The 16,765-nt window shown below is 69.2% G+C and carries 17 protein-coding genes; 9 read left to right on the forward strand and 8 right to left on the reverse strand.

Annotated elements, in window-relative coordinates; genetic code table 11:
• The 3 genes from AB0F40_RS11855 to AB0F40_RS11865 all read left to right on the forward strand — a co-directional run.
• Positions 1 to 1,026: family 20 glycosylhydrolase (locus AB0F40_RS11855; protein ID WP_357467027.1), on the forward strand; the 1,026-nt coding region annotated here is incomplete at its 5' end.
• The gene (locus AB0F40_RS11860) at positions 968 to 2,017 is read left to right on the forward strand and encodes an epimerase (RefSeq protein ID WP_357467030.1); all 1,050 of its coding nucleotides are present in this window, start codon (positions 968 to 970) and stop codon (positions 2,015 to 2,017) included. The genes AB0F40_RS11855 and AB0F40_RS11860, both read left to right, overlap by 59 nt.
• Entirely contained in the window at positions 2,017 to 3,063 is a 1,047-nt protein-coding gene (locus AB0F40_RS11865) for a dihydrodipicolinate synthase family protein (protein ID WP_357467033.1), read from the forward strand. The genes AB0F40_RS11860 and AB0F40_RS11865 overlap by 1 nt, the downstream gene beginning before the upstream one ends.
• Positions 3,064 to 3,072: 9 nt before the next feature.
• Here AB0F40_RS11865 and AB0F40_RS11870 read toward each other — a convergent pair whose 3' ends face one another.
• Positions 3,073 to 3,711: a helix-turn-helix domain-containing protein gene (locus AB0F40_RS11870; protein ID WP_357467036.1), complete on the reverse strand. Its 639-nt coding sequence runs from the start codon at positions 3,709 to 3,711 to the stop codon at positions 3,073 to 3,075.
• Between the two features lie 103 nt (positions 3,712 to 3,814).
• Between AB0F40_RS11870 and AB0F40_RS11875 the strand changes: the two genes are divergently transcribed.
• The 3 genes from AB0F40_RS11875 (at position 3,815) to AB0F40_RS11885 (ending at position 6,478) form a co-directional block, all read left to right on the forward strand.
• The gene (locus AB0F40_RS11875) at positions 3,815 to 4,012 is read left to right on the forward strand and encodes a ferredoxin (protein WP_357467038.1); all 198 of its coding nucleotides are present in this window, start codon (positions 3,815 to 3,817) and stop codon (positions 4,010 to 4,012) included.
• A complete protein-coding gene (locus tag AB0F40_RS11880) occupies positions 4,009 to 5,211 on the forward strand; it encodes an FAD-dependent oxidoreductase (protein WP_357467041.1) in 1,203 nt (400 codons plus the stop codon). The genes AB0F40_RS11875 and AB0F40_RS11880 overlap by 4 nt, the downstream gene beginning before the upstream one ends.
• A gap of 73 nt (positions 5,212 to 5,284) precedes the next feature.
• On the forward strand, positions 5,285 to 6,478 hold the full coding sequence (locus AB0F40_RS11885; RefSeq protein WP_357467043.1) for a cytochrome P450: 1,194 nt from the start codon (positions 5,285 to 5,287) through the stop codon (positions 6,476 to 6,478).
• 53 nt (positions 6,479 to 6,531) lie between these two features.
• Here AB0F40_RS11885 and AB0F40_RS11890 read toward each other — a convergent pair whose 3' ends face one another.
• Genes AB0F40_RS11890 through AB0F40_RS11900 form a run of 3 tightly spaced genes read right to left on the reverse strand, consistent with a single transcriptional unit; the run spans position 6,532 to position 9,788 of the window.
• On the reverse strand, positions 6,532 to 7,152 hold the full coding sequence (locus AB0F40_RS11890) for an NAD(P)-binding domain-containing protein (protein ID WP_357467046.1): 621 nt from the start codon (positions 7,150 to 7,152) through the stop codon (positions 6,532 to 6,534).
• The gene (locus AB0F40_RS11895; RefSeq protein ID WP_357467049.1) at positions 7,149 to 8,369 is read right to left on the reverse strand and encodes an FAD-dependent monooxygenase; all 1,221 of its coding nucleotides are present in this window, start codon (positions 8,367 to 8,369) and stop codon (positions 7,149 to 7,151) included. The genes AB0F40_RS11890 and AB0F40_RS11895 overlap by 4 nt, the downstream gene beginning before the upstream one ends.
• A gap of 39 nt (positions 8,370 to 8,408) precedes the next feature.
• Positions 8,409 to 9,788: an MFS transporter gene (locus AB0F40_RS11900; protein WP_357467053.1), complete on the reverse strand. Its 1,380-nt coding sequence runs from the start codon at positions 9,786 to 9,788 to the stop codon at positions 8,409 to 8,411.
• 152 nt (positions 9,789 to 9,940) lie between these two features.
• Between AB0F40_RS11900 and AB0F40_RS11905 the strand changes: the two genes are divergently transcribed.
• Complete coding sequence (locus AB0F40_RS11905) at positions 9,941 to 10,900, forward strand: LysR substrate-binding domain-containing protein (RefSeq protein WP_357467055.1); 960 nt, start codon at positions 9,941 to 9,943, stop codon at positions 10,898 to 10,900.
• Between the two features lie 113 nt (positions 10,901 to 11,013).
• Here the strand turns inward: AB0F40_RS11905 and AB0F40_RS11910 are convergent, their stop codons facing one another.
• The 4 genes from AB0F40_RS11910 to AB0F40_RS11925 all read right to left on the reverse strand — a co-directional run bounded on the left by AB0F40_RS11910 (position 11,014) and on the right by AB0F40_RS11925 (position 14,557).
• On the reverse strand, positions 11,014 to 12,051 hold the full coding sequence (locus AB0F40_RS11910) for a YdcF family protein (protein WP_357467058.1): 1,038 nt from the start codon (positions 12,049 to 12,051) through the stop codon (positions 11,014 to 11,016).
• Positions 12,052 to 12,126: 75 nt separating this feature from the next.
• Positions 12,127 to 13,005 (reverse strand): pirin family protein, encoded by an 879-nt coding sequence (locus tag AB0F40_RS11915; RefSeq protein WP_357467060.1) that lies wholly within the window; start codon positions 13,003 to 13,005, stop codon positions 12,127 to 12,129.
• A gap of 195 nt (positions 13,006 to 13,200) precedes the next feature.
• The gene (locus AB0F40_RS11920; RefSeq protein WP_357467063.1) at positions 13,201 to 13,542 is read right to left on the reverse strand and encodes a GNAT family N-acetyltransferase; all 342 of its coding nucleotides are present in this window, start codon (positions 13,540 to 13,542) and stop codon (positions 13,201 to 13,203) included.
• A gap of 79 nt (positions 13,543 to 13,621) precedes the next feature.
• Positions 13,622 to 14,557: a LysR substrate-binding domain-containing protein gene (locus AB0F40_RS11925; RefSeq protein ID WP_357467199.1), complete on the reverse strand. Its 936-nt coding sequence runs from the start codon at positions 14,555 to 14,557 to the stop codon at positions 13,622 to 13,624.
• 152 nt (positions 14,558 to 14,709) lie between these two features.
• On the opposite strand from AB0F40_RS11925, the gene AB0F40_RS11930 reads away from it, so the two are divergent.
• Entirely contained in the window at positions 14,710 to 15,969 is a 1,260-nt protein-coding gene (locus tag AB0F40_RS11930; RefSeq protein ID WP_357467065.1) for a glutaminase, read from the forward strand.
• A gap of 1 nt (position 15,970) precedes the next feature.
• The gene (locus AB0F40_RS11935; protein ID WP_357467067.1) at positions 15,971 to 16,729 is read left to right on the forward strand and encodes a MerR family transcriptional regulator; all 759 of its coding nucleotides are present in this window, start codon (positions 15,971 to 15,973) and stop codon (positions 16,727 to 16,729) included.
• The last annotated feature ends 36 nt before the right edge of the window (positions 16,730 to 16,765 follow it).

A 16,765-nucleotide genomic window follows, 5' to 3' on the forward strand; every position in this document is an offset into this window, starting at 1 on the left:
TACCGCTCCGCGAGCCGGTCGGGGGGGGGGCGCGGGGCGGCCCCCCCCGCCGCCGCCCCGGGGGCCCCCGACGACTGGGGCCACGGCCACGTCCACGACGGGTCCCCGCACGGCGGCTTCTATACCCGGACCGAGGTGCGCCGCATCGTCGCTCACGCCGCCGAACGCCACATCACTGTCGTTCCCGAGATCGAGCTACCCGGTCACGCGCAGGCGGCGATCGCGGCGTACCCGTGGCTCGGCGCCGGCCGGCCGGACCTCCCGGTGGCGACCCGGTGGGGGATCTCACCGCACCTCCTCGCCCCGTCCGAGGAGGTGCTCGCCTTCCTCGGCGACGTGTTCGGCGAGGTCGCGGACCAGTTCCCGGCCCCGTACGTGCACGTGGGTGGCGATGAGTGCCCACCGGACGCATGGGCCGTGCACTCCCGCGCCCGGATGCGCGTGCTGGGTGCCTCGAAGCCCGACGATCTGCGCGGCTGGTTCATCGACCAGGTGGCCGAACGCCTCGACGGCCTCGGCCGCACCCCGCTGTACTGGTACGACGGTGCGCCGCGGTCGCGCGACGCGATAGCGGTCGCCTGGCAGGGCGGCGACGGAGGCCTCTCCGCGGCGCACGCGGGGGCGACGGTGATCAGGGCGCCGCACACCCAGACCTACCTCGACTACCGCCCCAGCGCGGACTCCCGGCGGGGTACCGGCCTCGTGCTCGACCTCGACACCGCCCACCGGTTCCAGGTGGTGCCCCCCGGCGCCGACTCGACCGTGGCCGACCGGTTCCTCGGCGGGCAGGCGCAGCTCTGGACCGAGTACGCGCCCGACCGTGAGACCCGCGACGCGCTGCTGCTGCCACGGCTGCCCGCCGTCGCCGACGCGCTGTGGCGAGGGCAGGACCCGGCGCGCGCCGACGCCTTCGCGATGGCGCTGGCACCGCTCACCGCCGCGCTGACCGCAGCAGGATTTGGCTCCCATGAAGGACCTGACCCAGACGAAGGAGGAGCAGATGCTCACCCCGGCCCAGCTCGATGATCGGCTGACCGCGCCACGCCCCGCGCTCGTCGAAGACCTTTCCCGTCTCGACGGCGACCTCCTCGTGATCGGCGCCGGCGGAAAGCTCGGTCCGAGCCTCGTCCGCCTGGCCGTCAGGGCACTCGAGGCGGCGGGGTCCGACTCGCGCGTGCTGGCCGTCTCGCGGTTCGCCACCGCGGAGGCGCGGGCCGCGGCCGAGGCCACGGGGGCAGTGGTGATCCCCGCCGACGTCACCGACGACGGGCAGCTGACCGGACTCCCGGAGGCCGCGAACGTGGTGTTCCTCGTCGGTGCGAAGTTCGGCAGCTCCGGTCAGGAGGCCGCGACCTGGGCGACCAACACCTATCTTCCCGGCCGCGTCGCCCAGCGGTACGCGGGCTCCCGCCTCGTCGGGCTGTCGACCGGCAACGTCTACCCGTTCACGCCCGTCGCGTCGGGCGGGGCGACCGAGGCCACCGCCCCACAACCGGTCGGTGACTACGCGATGTCATGTCTCGGCCGCGAACGGATCCTGACCCACGTGTCCGAGGCCACGTCGACCCCCACGGCGCTCATCCGGCTGAACTACGCGGTCGAGATGCGCTACGGCGTGCTCGTCGACCTGGCCCGCATGATCAGGTCGGGCCAGCCGGTCGACGTGACCATGGGCGCCGCGAACGTGGTGTGGCAGGGATACGCCAACGAGGTCATCCTGCGCTCGCTGCTGCACGCCTCGGTCCCGCCCTTCGTGCTCAACCTCACGGGGCCCGAGACCATATCGATCCGGCGCACCGCCGAGCGCCTCGCCGAACGGATGCACCTGCCCGTGGAGTTCACGGGTGCGGAGTCGCCGACGGCGCTGCTCTCGGACGCGAGCCGGTGCCACGGCCTGTTCGGCTATCCCGACACCACGTTGGACGAGCTCGTCGACCTCACCGCCGAGTGGGTGCTCGCCGGCGGGACGGTGCACGAGAAGCCCACCAAGTTCCAGCAGCGAGACGGGAAGTTCTGATGTCCGACGCCATCACCAGGTTCCGCGACGGCGGAGTCATCCCGGCGCACCCACTCGCGCTCGACGCCGGTCGCCGCCTCGACGAACGACGCCAACGTGCGCTGTCCCGCTACTACATCGAGTCCGGGTCGCTCGGCCTCGCCGTCGGCGTGCACACCACCCAGTTCGAGCTGCACAGCACGCACCGCGACCTGTTCGCGCCGGTGCTCGCGCTCGCGGCCGACACGGCGGCCGAGTACGGCGCCGGCGCGCCGCTGCTCGTCGCCGGCGTGGCGGGCGGCGTCGAGCAGGCCGTGACGGAGGCGCGGATCGCCGCCGAGGCCGGGTACGACTTCGTGCTGCTCACCCCGTACGGAGCGACGGACGCCACGGACGACGAGCTCGTCGAACGCGCCGTGCGCGTCGCCGAGGTGCTGCCGGTCATCGGCTTCTACCTCCAGGCAGCCATCGGAGGACGACGTCTCGGCGCCGGCTTCTGGCGCCGCTTCGCGGAGGTCCCGGGCGTCATCGGCGTGAAGATCGCGCCGTTCGACCGGTACGCGACCCTCGAGGTCGCTCGAGGGGTCGCGGCGAGTGGCCGGAGCGACGTCGCGCTGTACACGGGCAACGACGACAGCATCGTCGTGGACCTGATGAGCCGGCTCCCGGGACGCGGCCCCGACGAGTCGCCCGTCGCGCTACCGATCGTCGGCGGACTGCTCGGACAGTGGGCCGTCTGGACCCGGCAGGCCGTGTCCGTACACGCCCGAGCTCGCCGCGCGCAGGCAGGCGATCATGCCGAGCGTGGCGATCTCGCCCGCCTCGCGCCGGTGCTCACCGACGCCAACGGCGCGATCTTCGACGTCGCGAACCGCTTCGCCGGCTGCGTGCCCGGCATCCATGAGGTGCTGCGGCGGCAGGGCTTGCTCGCCGGCACGTGGTGTCTCGATGAACGCGAGAGCTTGTCCCCGGGCCAGTCCGAGGAGATCAGCCGGGTCATCGCCGCCTACCCCGAGCTGCACGACGACGAGTTCGTGGCAGCGCATCGAGACCGCTGGCTCAGCTGAGCCCCACGGTCAGTCGGTGGGCAGAGGCCAACGCCACCCGGACCGGCTCCGTGGCAATGGCCGCGCGGGCGGCAGAGGGCTGGCGCCCTCCGGTCTCAGGGCGTCCAGGGCGAGCACGACGTAGCGTCGCCAGCCGTCGTCGTCGGGGTTCGTCGTCCACAGCGCGCTGGTGATCATGCCCATGATCGTCGCGACGTCGCCGGGTACGAGGTCGGCGCGGATCAGGCCGGCTGCCTGACCTCTGCGGGTGAGCAGGGCGGCCGTCCCGAAGAGCCGGTCGGAGATCTCGCCTGTGGCGGCCCGGAAGTCCTTTGCGGCGGCGAGAGTGTTTCGCTCACGGGCGGCTACCGACATGGCGGCGTTCAGCAGGGTGGTCAGCCCGCGCAGCGGGTCCTCGTCGTCGAGGGCCTGCTCGGTGGCCGGCGAGACCATCTCCGCCACGCTCTGCTCGATGGCGGCCCGCACGAGCTCGTCCCGGTCGGAGAACCGGCGGTACAGGGTGGCGATGCCCACGCCGGCACGCCGGGCGATCTCGTCCAGCGGCGCATCGGGGCCGCTGGCGGCGAAGGTCTCCCGCGCGGCGCGCAGGATCCGCTCCACGTTGCGCTCCGCGTCAGCACGCATCCGTCGCGGGGATTCGCTCGTCATGGATCGATTATAGCAAGCAAACGATAGCGAGCCTATCGCTTGTGCTGTATGGTGAGCGGCACGACGAAGTGATAGCCCGACTATCGGATGAGGTGAGGTTGCCATGAAGGTGGAAGTCGACGTTCACAGGTGTGTCGCCGCCGGGCAGTGCGCGATGATCGCGCCCGACGTCTTCGACCAGCGCGACGAGGACGGAGTGGTCGTCCTGCTCGACGAGGCGCCCGGCGAGGAGCAGCGTGACGTGGTCAGCGAGTCGGCGATGGCTTGCCCGGCTGCGGCGATTCGCCTGGTGCCCGCGTGAACAGGGTCGCGATCATCGGTGCCTCGGCGGGCGGCCTCGCCGTCGCGGAAGCGCTACGCGGGGCGGCGTACGAGGGCGAGATCACGCTCGTCGGGGACGAGCACGACCCCCCGTACGATCGGCCCCCGCTGTCGAAGCAGATCCTGACCGGGGAGTGGGGGCCGGACAGGCTGGCGCTCCGTGGGCGGGAGGATCTTGGCCGCTTGCACCTGGACCTGCGTCTCGGTGCGACGGCCACCGGACTGGATCCGGTCGAGCGGGCCGTGCGGCTCGCTGACCGCACCTCCGTGCCGTACGACGGGCTCGTCGTCGCGACCGGTGTCCGGCCCCGCCGCCTGGCGGGCAGCGAAGCGGTGACCGGGGTGCACTCGCTGCGCGGCCTGGAGGACGCGTGGACATTGAAGGCTCGGCTGCTGCCGGGGCGGCGCCTGGTGATCGTCGGAGCCGGGTTCCTGGGCGCCGAGGTGGCCGCCGTCGCTCGTGGGCTCGGGGTGGCCGTGACCATGCTGGAATCAGCTCCGGTCCCGCTCGCGCTGGCCGTCGGCGACGAGGCCGGTCGCTTCCTGGCCCGGCTCCACACAGATCACGGGGTCGGTCTACGCACGGACGTCTCTGTCGTGGGGATCGTTGCCGAGCAGGGCGAGGTTCGCGGTGTGGAGCTGGCCGGCGGCACCGTGCTCCCGGCCGACGACGTGCTCGTGGCCATAGGCTCCCTGCCCAACACCGAGTGGCTGGCGGGCAGTGGCCTGACCATCGAGGACGGGCTGGTGTGCGACGAGTTCAGTGCGGCCGCGCCCGGCGTGTACGGGGTCGGGGACGTGGCTCGCTGGCACAACCCGCTGTTCGGCACCTCGATGCGGGTCGAGCACCGTACCAACGCCGCCGAGCAAGGCATCGCGGTCGCCCGCAACCTGCTCCACCCCGAGGACCGTAGACCTTTCGCTCCTGTGCCGTACTTCTGGTCCGACCAATACGGCATGCGGATCCAGGCCCATGGGTACCTGCGCGGCCACGACGAGGCCGTCGTCGTGGCCGGCGACACGGAGGGCGGCAGCTTCCTCGTCGCCTACCGACGCGGGGAGCGGCTGACCGGCGTGCTTGCGGTCGGTATGTCACCGAAGGCGCTACGTCCCTGGCGTGCGCTCGTCGCCGCCGGCGTGGAGTGGGGCGAGGCGGTCGCCACTCTGGCGGTCGCGTGACGGCGCACGCCCGCCGAGCGGACTCAGCATCATCGATGAACTTCAGAGCACCATCCATGGACAAGGAGCAGTCATGAGCAACCAGACAGCCACCGACAACACGACAGATCTGCCGGCCTTCCCCGGCAAGCGCGAGGCCCGCTGCCCGTTCGCGCCCCCTTCGGAGTACACGGACTGGCGTGCGAAGGACGGGCTGCAGCGAGTCGAGCGGAAGGGCGAGCTGGTCTGGGCGGCGAGCCGGTTCGAGGACGTGCGGACGGTCCTGAGCGATCCGCGGATCAGCGCGGCCCTCCCGGAGGACGAAGGGTCGCCGGCGGCCTTTCCCGGGATGGACGACCCGGAGCACGCCCGCCTGCGCATGATGCTGACGAGGGACTTCAGCGTAAAGCGCGTGCAGCAGATGCGTCCGCACATCCAGGGGCTGGTGGACGACATCCTCGAGACCATGATCAGCAAGGGGAGCTCCGCGGACCTCGTCCGCGACTACGCGCTGCCCATCCCTTCGCTCGTGATCTCGCTGCTGCTCGGAGTGCCCTACGCCGATCACGGCTTCTTCCAGGACAAGGGCGGCGCGCTGCTCGACACGCGCATCACGAAGCAGGAGCGGGATGCAGTCCTGGGCGAGCTGCTCGGCTATCTGGGCGAGCTGGTGGAGCGCAAGGAGCGCGAGCCAGCCGACGACCTCCTCAGCAGGCTGGTCACCGAGCGGGTCCAGACCGGTCAGCTCAGCCGGGAGATGGCAGCCATGAACGGGGTGCTCCTGCTGATCGCCGGGCACGAGACCACGTCCAACATGATCAGCCTGTCCACCCTCGTCCTGCTCCAGGACCCTGAACAGCTGACCCGGATCCGGGACACCGAGGACCCGGCCGTGATCAAGAACGCGGTCGAAGAGCTGTTGCGCTACACGACCATCGCCCAGGACCAGATCATGCGGGTGGCGGCCGAGGACGTCACCGTCGGCGGGCAGCTGATCCGCGCAGGGGACCTGATCGTCGCCAACCTCCCCTCGGGCAACCGTGACGAAGCGATCTTCACCGATCCGGACACCCTCGACATCGACCGCAACACTCGCGGGCACCTCGCCTTCGGCTACGGCGTGCACCAGTGCCTCGGACAGAACCTGGCCCGTGCCGAGCTGGAGATCGCCCTGCCCACGCTCCTGCGTCGGCTACCCGGCCTGAAGCTGGCCGTGCCGATGGAACAGATCAGGTTTCGGGACGAGATGGTGACCTACGGCCCCCACGAGCTGCCGGTCACCTGGTGAGCGTGGCGGCGCCAGAGCGTGCGCCGCCACACGGAGCGATCACCCACCGCCGCTCACGGCAGCAGCGTGAATCCCGACTCCTGGCGCGTCTTCCCGAGCGCCGACAGCATGATCTGGAGAAAGCCCATCGCCTCGAGCTCCCTCGCGCGCGACAGCGGGCCGACGTCGACCGCCCGGAGCCCTGCCGCCTCGATGAGGTCGGCAACCGCGATCTTCGCCTCGGCGTAGTCCCCGGCGAACAGGACGGTCGTGGTCGTGGTGCCGTTCGTGCCGCTGGTGAGCGTGTCGCCGAGATTGACGTTGAACGCCTTCACGACTGCCGCACCCGCGGGGAGCAGCTTGGCGAGCTCGGCGGCAGTGGAGGAGTCGGCCGGCACCTGCAGCTCGTCGTAGGTGCTGAAGTCGATGGCGTTGCTGATGTCGATGACGACCTTGTCGCCGAGCTGATCTCGGTAGTGCTCGAGGATGCTCGGGTACGCGCCATATGGAACCGCGAGCACGACGAGGTCGCCGGTAAGCTTGTCGCCGATCGCCCCGTACGCGACATCCGAACGTTCGCCCGAAGAGCTCGCGGTGCTGCGCCTGATGATCTGAATGCTCGCTCCGGCTCGTGCCGCGACCTCGGTGATCGCCGAGCCCATCTTTCCGCTTCCGATAATGCTGATCGATGTCATGCGAACGAGCTCCTCCGGAATCGATTGAGCGCCTTCTCGGCGACTTTCAGCGCGTCGTAGTCGAACACCGCGCTTCGGCGGAAGTCCCGACCGACGCGTAGGTCGGCGTCGCGCTTCTCGAGGTTCATGAACTCGTACTGCGCATCGAACATGGCGCCGGCTCGACGTGATCCGTGCTGCAGGATCGCTGTGCGCTGCATGCGAACCGAGGTGTAGCGCCTGAACGCCTCGGGGATGCCAGAGACGCCGTTGGCCGCCTTCAGGAACGTGGCAAGGGCCATGCTGTCCTCGATCGCCTGGTTCACCCCCTGACCCTGGTGGGGCAGCATGGTGTGCGCGGCGTCGCCGAGGAGCGTGATCGGTCCGCGCGACCAGTTGGTGAGTGGCTCGTGGTCGAACAGGCCCCACCAGAAGGTCTTCTCGATGGCCCCGATGAAGCGATGGAGCCGCGGGTCCCAACCATCACCCGCGAACTCGGCGGCGAGCTCGCCGACTTCGGCCGGGCCGGACCAGGGTCCGTTGAGGGGCCGGTCGCTGGGGATGCCGGCGACGAAGTTGAACAGCTTGCGCTGCTGCAGCGGGTAGCACATGAAGTGCCTGTTGTTGCCCATCCAGACCTGGCTGATCATGGGCCAGTCCTCAGGCAGGCGAGACGCGTCGACGACACCGCGATAGACGATGTAGCCGGAGTAGACGGGCTCCGGATGTTGATCCACCGCTTTCCGCACCACTGAGTGGATGCCGTCCGCTCCCACCACGGCATCGAAGTCCTCGTGCGTGCCGTTCTCGAACTCGACGCGGACACCGGTGTCCAGCGTCCGCACCGACGCCAACCGGTGGCCGAGACGGATGGTCTCCGGATCGACTTCTCGAGCCAGAACCTCGATGAGGTCCGGTCGGTACATTCCGATGTTCTGGTACTGCCGCGCCGAATCCTCCCAGGCCGCGTCGGTGACGAGATTGCCCATGGCGTCCTGGTAGACACCGTGCCCGTCCGGGACCGCTCCCGCATGTCTGACGGGTTTGAGCACGCCGAGCTGGTCGAGCACGCGCTGGGCGTTCGGTGCGACGGTGACGCCAGCGCCCACCTCGCCCAGCTTGTCGGCCTGCTCGAACACGGTGACGTGGACCCCGGCGATCCGCGTCAGCGCGATCGCTGCGGTGAGCCCGCCCATCCCTCCGCCGATGACCGCGATTCTGGTGGTGCTGTCTACCATTGCTCCTCCTTGACTGAACTGCGCAATACGTGCATTTCTCTATCGCTTCTCCGCCAGGTCGTCGTCGGCTTCCCGCGGCGCGAACACCGTGGCCCCGCTCGCCTGTTCGGCCTCGTGGTCAGGACCGAGCGGGATCCCGGTGCGGTCGCGCAGACACAGCGTCGCCACCGCTCCGAGGAGGGTGGTCAGGAGGAGGTAGCACGAGACCGCGACCGTGGTGCCCGTGGCGTCCAGCAGCATCTGCGAGATCATGGGGGCGAACGCCCCGCCGAGGACCGCTCCGATCGCGTAGGTCACCGACACCCCCGAGAAGCGCATCGAGGCCGGGAAGATCTCCGAGTACCACGCGGCCAGCGGGCCGTAGGTGAGGCCCAGCCCGGTCGAGATGAGGAACAGCGCGGCGTAGAGCCCGGGCAGCCCTCCGGTGTCGACGAGCCAGAAGATGGGGAAGACCACGACGGCCTGCAGGCCGAAGCCGATGAGGAACGTGTTTCGCCGGCCGATCGCATCCGCCAGGACGCCCGCGAGGAGCGTCGAGAAGAACCACACCACCGCCGCGACGACCGCCGCGACGAGGACCGCGGTGGTGTCCAGGTGCTGCTCGGCGATCGCGTAGTTGTTGAGGAAGCCGCCCGTGGTCATATAGCCGAGCGTGCTGTTGCCCACGAACACGAGGGCCGCGAGGACCACGAGGGGCCAGTGGTGCTTGAACAGCGCCACGATCGGGGCGTGCGTCTGCTTGCCGCGCTCGGCCATCTCGGTGAAGACCGGGCTCTCCTCGACCGAACGGCGGATGACGAAGCCGACGACGATGAGGACGACGCTCACGAGGAAGGGCACGCGCCACCCCCACTGGAGGTACTCCTCACCCGGGGAGATGACCCCGGTCATGAGAGCGGTCATGCCCGACGCGAGCAGGAAGCCGAGCGGGACGCCGAGCTGCGGCCAGGAACCGGCGCGGCCGCGCCGGTTGGCTGGGGCGTGCTCGACGGCCATCAGTACCGCCCCGCCCCATTCGCCGCCGGCGGAGAGGCCCTGGAGGATGCGCAGCAGCAGGAGGAGGATCGGCGCCGCGATGCCGATCTGGGCGAAGGCGGGCAGGACACCGATGAGGGTCGTCGCCGCGCCCATGAGGACGAGCGTGCTGACCAGCATCGTCCGCCGCCCGATGATGTCGCCGAAGTGCCCGGCGAGGAATGCGCCGAGCGGGCGGAAGAGGAAGGAGATACCTACCGTCGCCAGGGAGAGCAGGAGTGCGACGTCCTCACCGGCGGGCTGGAAGAAGAGCTGGGCGAACACGAGCCCGGCGCTCGTCGCATAGATGAAGAAGTCGTACCACTCGATGGTGGTGCCGATGATCGTCGCGAAGGCGATCCGGCGTTGGGAGGTGGGATTGCCTGCGGCAGGCGAGGAGCTCATGGTGCGTCCCTAACGTCATTGTCGTCCCTCCGGCAGGAGGGGTGGGAAAGCCGTTCGCCCAGTGTTGCGAGGTCCACCTCTGCATGTAAATCACAGTAATTTGAAGATATAGTTCGGCTGCACTGAAGAAGTGATCCGAGAAGGAGGTGGCCATGGCCGACGTGAGCCTGCGGCAGCTCGAGCTGTTCGCGGCCTTGCCGAACTTCACCACCCTCAGCGCGGCGGCGGCCCATCTGCACATCTCGGAGTCCGCGCTGTCCCAGGCCGTCACGAGCCTCGAGCATGCGGTGGGAGAGCAGCTGTGCGTGCGCCGCAAGGCGCGGGGTCTCACGCTGACGCCGACCGGACAGCAGTTCGCCAGGCAGGCCCGCCAGATCGTCGCCGACACGCAGGAACTGGTTCTGGGTGCCGGTCGTGGGCAGGAGCTGCGGGGACCCGTGAAGCTCGGCTGCTACTCGACCTTCGCCACGAACGTGGTCCCCGAGCTCCTCGAGGGCTTTCCGAAGCGGTATCCGGGGGTGCACATCGAAATCATGGTGAGCACCAACGAAGAGCTGCTCTCGGCGCTCGAGGCGGGTCGCCTCGACGTGGCTCTGGTGTACGACGTGTCTCTGCCGATCGGGTACCGTCGCCGCAAGATCTACGGGACCGAGCTCGAGGTCCACCTGCATCCGGACCACCCGCTTGCGACGGCCGGCACGCTGGATCTACCGGATCTCGCCGGCGAGCCCTACATCCAGTTCGACGCGACCCCTGGCACCGTCAACGTCACGGATGCGTTCGCCGCGCGCGGTCTCGAACCCACGGTCGCAGCTCGGGTCACCGAGATCGGCCTCGTCGAAGCGCTCGTGGGCCGCGGCCTCGGGTACGGCCTGCTCATGTCGCGCCCCAACGCGCTCCCGATGAGCCTCGAAGGCCGACCGGTGGTCGTCCGGCCGCTCGACCCGCCCGTCACGGTCTCCCACGTGGTGGGAATCTGGCCCGAGGACATGAACCTCACGCCCCGCGCCTCGGCCCTGCTCGACTTCGCGCTGGAAAAGCTCGGCGGCTACGGACGGGCCGATGTCCTGCCGGATCCGGCCGCACCCGGCGGCACCGCGGTGATCCCGTAGCTCTGATGGCTGTTGCGAGCCCGATGCCCGGGCACCGCTGGTTCCGATGGTCACGCGCCGCGCCGCCTACCACGAGCCGAGTCGCCCTCGGCAGGCCGCTCGACGACGCAGGCCTATATACCGCCCATGAGCCGGCCGAGCGAGAGGACGACGTACATCACGAACGGCAACATGAGCACTCCGAGCGCGATCGCGTTGAGCACGGAGTGCTCACGCAGCAGCGCTATGAACTCCCGTAGCAGCGCGCTCGGTAGGTAATAGCGTGCGGTGCGTGCGCCGATCGCATGCCCGGTGATGCCGAGCTTGCGCAGGAGCGTGGCCGCCCGGAACGCGTGATAGTCGTTGGTGACGGCCAGCACCGAGCCCTCTATGCCCGACTCGGCGAGCAGCGTTCGCGAGAGCCTGAGGTTCGCCCCGGTCGTCGTCGAAGCGCTCTCGACGAGCATGCGCTCGGCAGGGGCGCCGATCTCTCTCGCGTGCTGGGCCATTGCTTCCCCCTCGCTGCGCGGCTCGTCCGCCCCCTGGCCGCCTGAGAGTACGAGCACCGACGTGAGCTCCCTGCGCTGAACGTCGACGCCGAGCGCCACACGCTGAGCAAGCAGCGGTGGTACCCGACCCTGGACGAGCCCCGACCCGAGCACCACGACGGCCGCAGGAGCGGGTGCGCGTCGTGCGAGCCGGGCGTAGACGAGCGACCAGCCAAGGAACGCGGCGAACGCCGGACCGAGGTACGCGATCGGCGCCATGAGGAGGAGCAGCACACCCGCCAGCTCGATCCAACCCGTGCTGACCGCAAGCACGCCGAGCGCGATCACACCGAGCACAGCGACACCCGCGAGCAGCGAGAGCATGTTCGCCGGCGACCGCCGCTCACGTCGCAGCATCGTCACACCATTGACAACGAGCGCGACGCCGAGTGCAAGACCGGCCACAAGTGGCACCACGAGCAGGAGCAGCCCACCGACCAGATTCCTTGCCTGCTCATCGAGCCCCGCGAGCGTGGCACCGAGCTCGAGCACCAGCCCCACCGCCCAGGCCACGAAGGACGTCGCCGCGAGGGTGAGCAGCACCCCTGGCAAGAGCCGCCGCGGATCACGACGCGCGAGCACAACACCGGAGACCGCGAGAACGAGCGTGAGAAGTCCAGACACCACCCCAGCCTACGGACGGCCTGCTCGATCGCGGTGCAGCACGGGCATGGGATCACCTACGTCCTGCCCGTCACGTCATGCGCTCGCCTGATCGGTGCGCCGCGGCGGATTGCGCCGTGGTGTGATGACGACGTCGGGCAGCGCCGGCGCCGGGAGGCGTCGTCCGGCATAGCCCTCGACGACGCCGAAGCGGTCGGAGGCGGCCTCCCAGTCCTCGCGGGCCCGCACGATCTCGTCGTGGTCGCGGGCGATGAAGTTCCACCACATGACGATCTCCTCCTCGAACGGCGGGCCGCCCAGCAGGATGGTGCGCGCTGGGCCGTCCGAACGGTTCGTGATCGTGAGGGTCTCGACGCCCGACGGCACGTAGCCGAGCTCCGCCGGGCGGATCGCTGCGTCGTCCAGGAGGACGTCCCCCGCGTCGACGAGCAGGCCGTGCTCGAAGCCGGGATCGACGGAGAGCGTGACCGTGGTGTGCGGCTCGACGTCGATCTGTGCGCCGAGCAGCGGCGTGAACGTCCGCACCGGAGACGTCTCACCGCCCAGCGAACCGAGGAAGACTCGGAGCTCGGCCCCGTCGATCTGCACAGGCTCCGGCACGTGGTGCTGGAAGTCGCGCGTCGCTTCCCGGTCCGCCTCCGGCAGTGCGACCCACAGCTGGACACCGTGGAGAACCATGGTGTCGGCAGTGGAGACCTCGGAGTGGGCAATTCCGTGGCCACCGGTCATCAGATTCAGCTCGCCTGTCCGGATGGGCGCATGCGTGCCGAGGCTGTCGCGGTGCTCGATGTCGCCGCTGAAGAGCCAGCTCACGGTCTGGAGGCCTGTGTGCGGATGCGGCGGCAGGTCCATGCCGCCGATCGCCGGGACGTCGATCGGTCCGTAGTGGTCGGCGAAGCACCAGGCACCGATCAGCGTCCGTGCCCGCTGCGGAAGCGTGCGTCGAACGTCCAAGGCTCGTGGTCCGCCCATCGGCACCTCACGAGCCGGGAGGACCTGAACACCCGCCGGGCTCTCGACCGGGACCCCGCACCTGACCGCATCTGAAACGGCTTCCCCGTTGCTCATCTGGATCGCTCCATCTCGTGTCTATTCGATTCCGTGCCGATTCAGCTCCGTGCCCGGGCGACCTGAGCCTCGCGCTGACGTTCAGCGCAGAGCCTTGAGATGCTCCGCGCTCGCGGCGTCGGTTGCTTCGTCGAAGTCGTGGTGCGTGGTGAGCCACTTCTTGACGTAGGGGCAGACGGCCACGATGCGGTGTCCCGCCTGGACGCTGGTGCTCAGAGCAGTGCGCGTCAGGATGCTCGCGAGACCCCGACCCTCGAACTCGTCGAAGACCACTGTGTGGTAGAAGATGCGCTGTCCTGCCGGTGCCGCCTCGACGTCCTTGTACATGGAGAACCCGGCGTGGGTCTCCTCGACCAGTACGTCGAAGCGACCCCTCTCGGGGTTGTCGCGAACGGTGACTTCTTGGTGGTTCTGATCGTCCATGACACCGATTCGACACTGTGTTGCCAGGACATGGTCAAGCCCGGTGATCCGCTCGCGGAGCTCGGTGCTCGGCGTCCCGCTACATCGTGGGACCGCGCAGCCACCCGTGGCGTTCGGCACATCGTCGTGCGGTGGCCAGGACGCTCGCGATGGCGGGCGACATGTCGTTCGTGGGCCACAGCACCGAGAGGTCTGCGGCGATCTGCGGATCGACGACGTCGCGAGCGGTGACGCTGGTGCTGGCCTTCGCGGCGTGCTCGGCGAAGGACGCGGGGGCCAGCCCGACCTCGCGTCCGCTGGAGAGCCGGGCGAGCATGGCGTTCACCGGCGGGTCCTCGAACGCGCAGATCTCGGGTGAGAAGCCCACCTCGTGGCACGCGGCGATGATGCCGTCGTAGTAGGCCGGGGCGAGACGGCGGGGAAACAGCAGCAGCGTCTCGTCGCGCAGGTCCGCCAGTGGGGTCTTCGGTGCCACAGCGAGGCGGTGACGGCTGCTCAGGAGCGCGGAGACGGCCTCCCGGCGCAGGATCTCGCCGTCTACCCCGTCGTGGGGCTGCGGTGAGAGGGCGAGGCCGATGTCGAGGTCGCCGGCGCAGAGCCGTTCGGGGATCTCGGCGCTGAAGGTCTCTCGAGCGTCGAACACGAAGTCGGGGTGCTCTTCCTGGAGCGCGTCCAGGAGCACCGTGAACGTGCCGAAGTTCGCGACCGGGGTATAGCCCAGCCGGATCGTCGTAGCGATCCCTGACCCGGCCAACCGGGTGAGCCGCGCGGCCTGCTCCAGCGCGGCCAGCGCTCTCGGCGCCTCCTGAACGAGAGTCCGGCCCGCGGCGGTGAGCTGCACCCGACGGCTCGAGCGGACGAAGAGCGGGGTCTCCAAGCTCTCCTCGAGCTTGCGGACCTGATGACTCAGGGACGGCTGGGAGATGTAGAGGCGCATGGCTGCGCGGCCGAAGTGGAGCTCTTCGGCGACGGCCAGGAAGTAGCGCAGGAGGCGGGGGCTGAGATCGATAGACAGACTCTATCGTCCGGCGTCGAGACAAGTCTTGGACGCCCGCCGGTCGGCCGCCATAGCGTCGTGTCACACCTCCGGGAGGCTTCGGCGCGCGCCGTCGAGTCCGGTCGAGCTGTTCATGAATGCGGGTGGGCGAACCGTTATGAGGAGGATGAATGCGGTCTATCGTTCCCGACTACCTGAATGAGGCGCTCGGAGATGTGGAGGCGGTTGCCTCCGGAGAGCCGGCAGGCTACATCCCCGAGCTCGCCTTGGCCGACCCCGAGCGCCTAGGTGCAGTTTTTGCCACCGTCGACGGCGAGGTCTACGGCGCCGGTGACAGCGATGTCGAGTTCACGATCCAATCGATCTCGAAGCCGTTCACGTATGCCTTGGCCCTCTCTGATCGAGGATTCGATCCGGTGCTCGCCAGGGTCGGGGTCGAGCCATCGGGGGAGGCGTTCAACGAGATCTCCCTCGAGAGCGATACAGGACGTCCCCGCAATCCGATGATCAACGCCGGCGCGATCACCACTCACTCGCTCGCCGGTGCAGAGGGCCTGAGACCGGCCGAGCGCGTCGAGCGCGTCGTTCAGGGGCTCTCGGCGTTCGCCGGCCGTCAGCTGAAGGTCGATGAGATGGTGTGCGCCTCGGAGATGGAGAACGCGCACCGCAATCTCGCCATCGCGCACATGCTGCGCAGCCACGGCATCCTCACCGAGGATCCGAGGGCCGTGGTGGAGGGCTACGTTCGCCAGTGCTCGGTGCTGGTCACCGCACGAGATCTGGCGATGATGGCCGCGACGCTGGCCAACCGGGGAGTGAATCCGCTCTCGAACGAGCAGGTGGTCGACCAGGCCGTGGTGCGCCAGGTCCTGAGCGTCATGGCCACCTGTGGGATGTACGACGCGGCAGGGGACTGGGCGACCCAGGTCGGCATACCTGCGAAGAGCGGCGTGGCCGGAGGGCTGATCGGCGCCCTGCCCGGCCAGCTCGGCATCGCTACCTTCTCGCCTCGGCTGGACGCGCACGGGAACAGCGTTCGCGGTGTGTCGTTGTTCGAGCGATTCTCGTCTGACATGGGGCTGCACGTGATGGAGGTTCCACCCGCAGCGCGTGCGGTCGTGCGTTCCAACCGCGTCCGCGCGGGCGCGGAAGGGATGACCCGCATCTTCCGGCTGCAGGGCGGGATCCGCTTCGCCGGAGCCGAGAGAATCGTTCGCGAGGTCCTGGAGAGCGCGCCTTCGGAACCCCGGGTGGTTCTCGACGTCTCTCTGGTGCATTCGATCGACGACGTGGCGAGGCGAATGCTTCTGGAGGTCGCACGCCGACTCACACTGGACGGTCACGAGGTCGTCCTCGTGGATCCGGAGGCGATGATTCCGGCGCCGGATCCCGGCGACGGCGGTCGGCTCACCGTCGTGAGCGAGCTTTGACATGCCGTGGAGTACACGCGAAGTAGCGGAGCTGGCGGGTACGACGGTGAACACCCTCCGTCATTACCATCGGATCGGCCTGCTCGAGGAGCCGGAGCGCCGCTACAACGGGTACAAGCAGTACGAGGTTCAGCACCTCGTGAGCCTTCTGCGAATCCGGCGCCTGGTGGACCTGGGTGTTCCCCTGTCACAGATCAGTGACGTGATCGTCTGCACGGAAGGCACGCCGGACACGCTTCGCGAGCTCGACCGCACGCTGCGGGAGACCATCGAACGGTTGGGGCAGGCGCGTGCCGACATCGCGGGCATCCTGCGGGACAGCCTCCCCGCGGTCGTCACCGCCGACCTTGATTCCCCCGCAGCTCGGTCGTCGGAGTCGGAAAGGTCGACGGTCCACGTCCACACGCAGCCGTATGGCGCGCTCGCGTTGGCCGAGATCCAGAAGCTCGCCGAATCCGGTACTGACGGCCTCGGTGCTGCACTGGACCGTCTGGCACCTGACGCGGATGAAGTAGACCGACGCCGACTGGTGACCAGGCTCGCGACGAAGCTCGCGCAGCATCTCGTCGACCGGCCGTGGCCGGAAGCCCCTGCCACGCACCTGTCGAACAGCTACCACAGCACCTCGCGGACGACGGCCGAGGCCGCTCGAGCCCCGTGCAACCCCGCGCAGCTGGATGTTCTCCATCGTGCCCACAACGTCGCACGTGACCTCGTGCGGGCGACGCGGGAGGCGAACCGGATCGTCAACGCACGTTGAGCGCCTACTTCTCGCTTCGATCTCGAATGGAATCCC

This window comes from Promicromonospora sp. NPDC023987 (assembly GCF_040639055.1).
Taxonomy (GTDB): Bacteria; Actinomycetota; Actinomycetes; order Actinomycetales; family Cellulomonadaceae; genus Promicromonospora.

What these genes read in the sequence shown, in the direction of transcription:
- AB0F40_RS11865 (WP_357467033.1), top strand. Translation starts at nt 2,017, where the DNA reads ATGTCCGACGCCATCACCAGGTTCCGCGACGGCGGAGTCATCCCGGCG.
- AB0F40_RS11875 (WP_357467038.1), top strand. Translation starts at nt 3,815, where the DNA reads ATGAAGGTGGAAGTCGACGTTCACAGGTGTGTCGCCGCCGGGCAGTGC.
- AB0F40_RS11860 (WP_357467030.1), top strand. Translation starts at nt 968, where the DNA reads ATGAAGGACCTGACCCAGACGAAGGAGGAGCAGATGCTCACCCCGGCC.
- AB0F40_RS11870 (WP_357467036.1), bottom strand. Translation starts at nt 3,711, where the DNA reads ATGACGAGCGAATCCCCGCGACGGATGCGTGCTGACGCGGAGCGCAAC.
- AB0F40_RS11905 (WP_357467055.1), top strand. Translation starts at nt 9,941, where the DNA reads ATGGCCGACGTGAGCCTGCGGCAGCTCGAGCTGTTCGCGGCCTTGCCG.
- AB0F40_RS11890 (WP_357467046.1), bottom strand. Translation starts at nt 7,152, where the DNA reads ATGACATCGATCAGCATTATCGGAAGCGGAAAGATGGGCTCGGCGATC.
- AB0F40_RS11920 (WP_357467063.1), bottom strand. Translation starts at nt 13,542, where the DNA reads ATGGACGATCAGAACCACCAAGAAGTCACCGTTCGCGACAACCCCGAG.
- AB0F40_RS11885 (WP_357467043.1), top strand. Translation starts at nt 5,285, where the DNA reads ATGAGCAACCAGACAGCCACCGACAACACGACAGATCTGCCGGCCTTC.
- AB0F40_RS11935 (WP_357467067.1), top strand. Translation starts at nt 15,971, where the DNA reads ATGCCGTGGAGTACACGCGAAGTAGCGGAGCTGGCGGGTACGACGGTG.
- AB0F40_RS11895 (WP_357467049.1), bottom strand. Translation starts at nt 8,369, where the DNA reads ATGGTAGACAGCACCACCAGAATCGCGGTCATCGGCGGAGGGATGGGC.
- AB0F40_RS11900 (WP_357467053.1), bottom strand. Translation starts at nt 9,788, where the DNA reads ATGAGCTCCTCGCCTGCCGCAGGCAATCCCACCTCCCAACGCCGGATC.
- AB0F40_RS11930 (WP_357467065.1), top strand. Translation starts at nt 14,710, where the DNA reads ATGCGGTCTATCGTTCCCGACTACCTGAATGAGGCGCTCGGAGATGTG.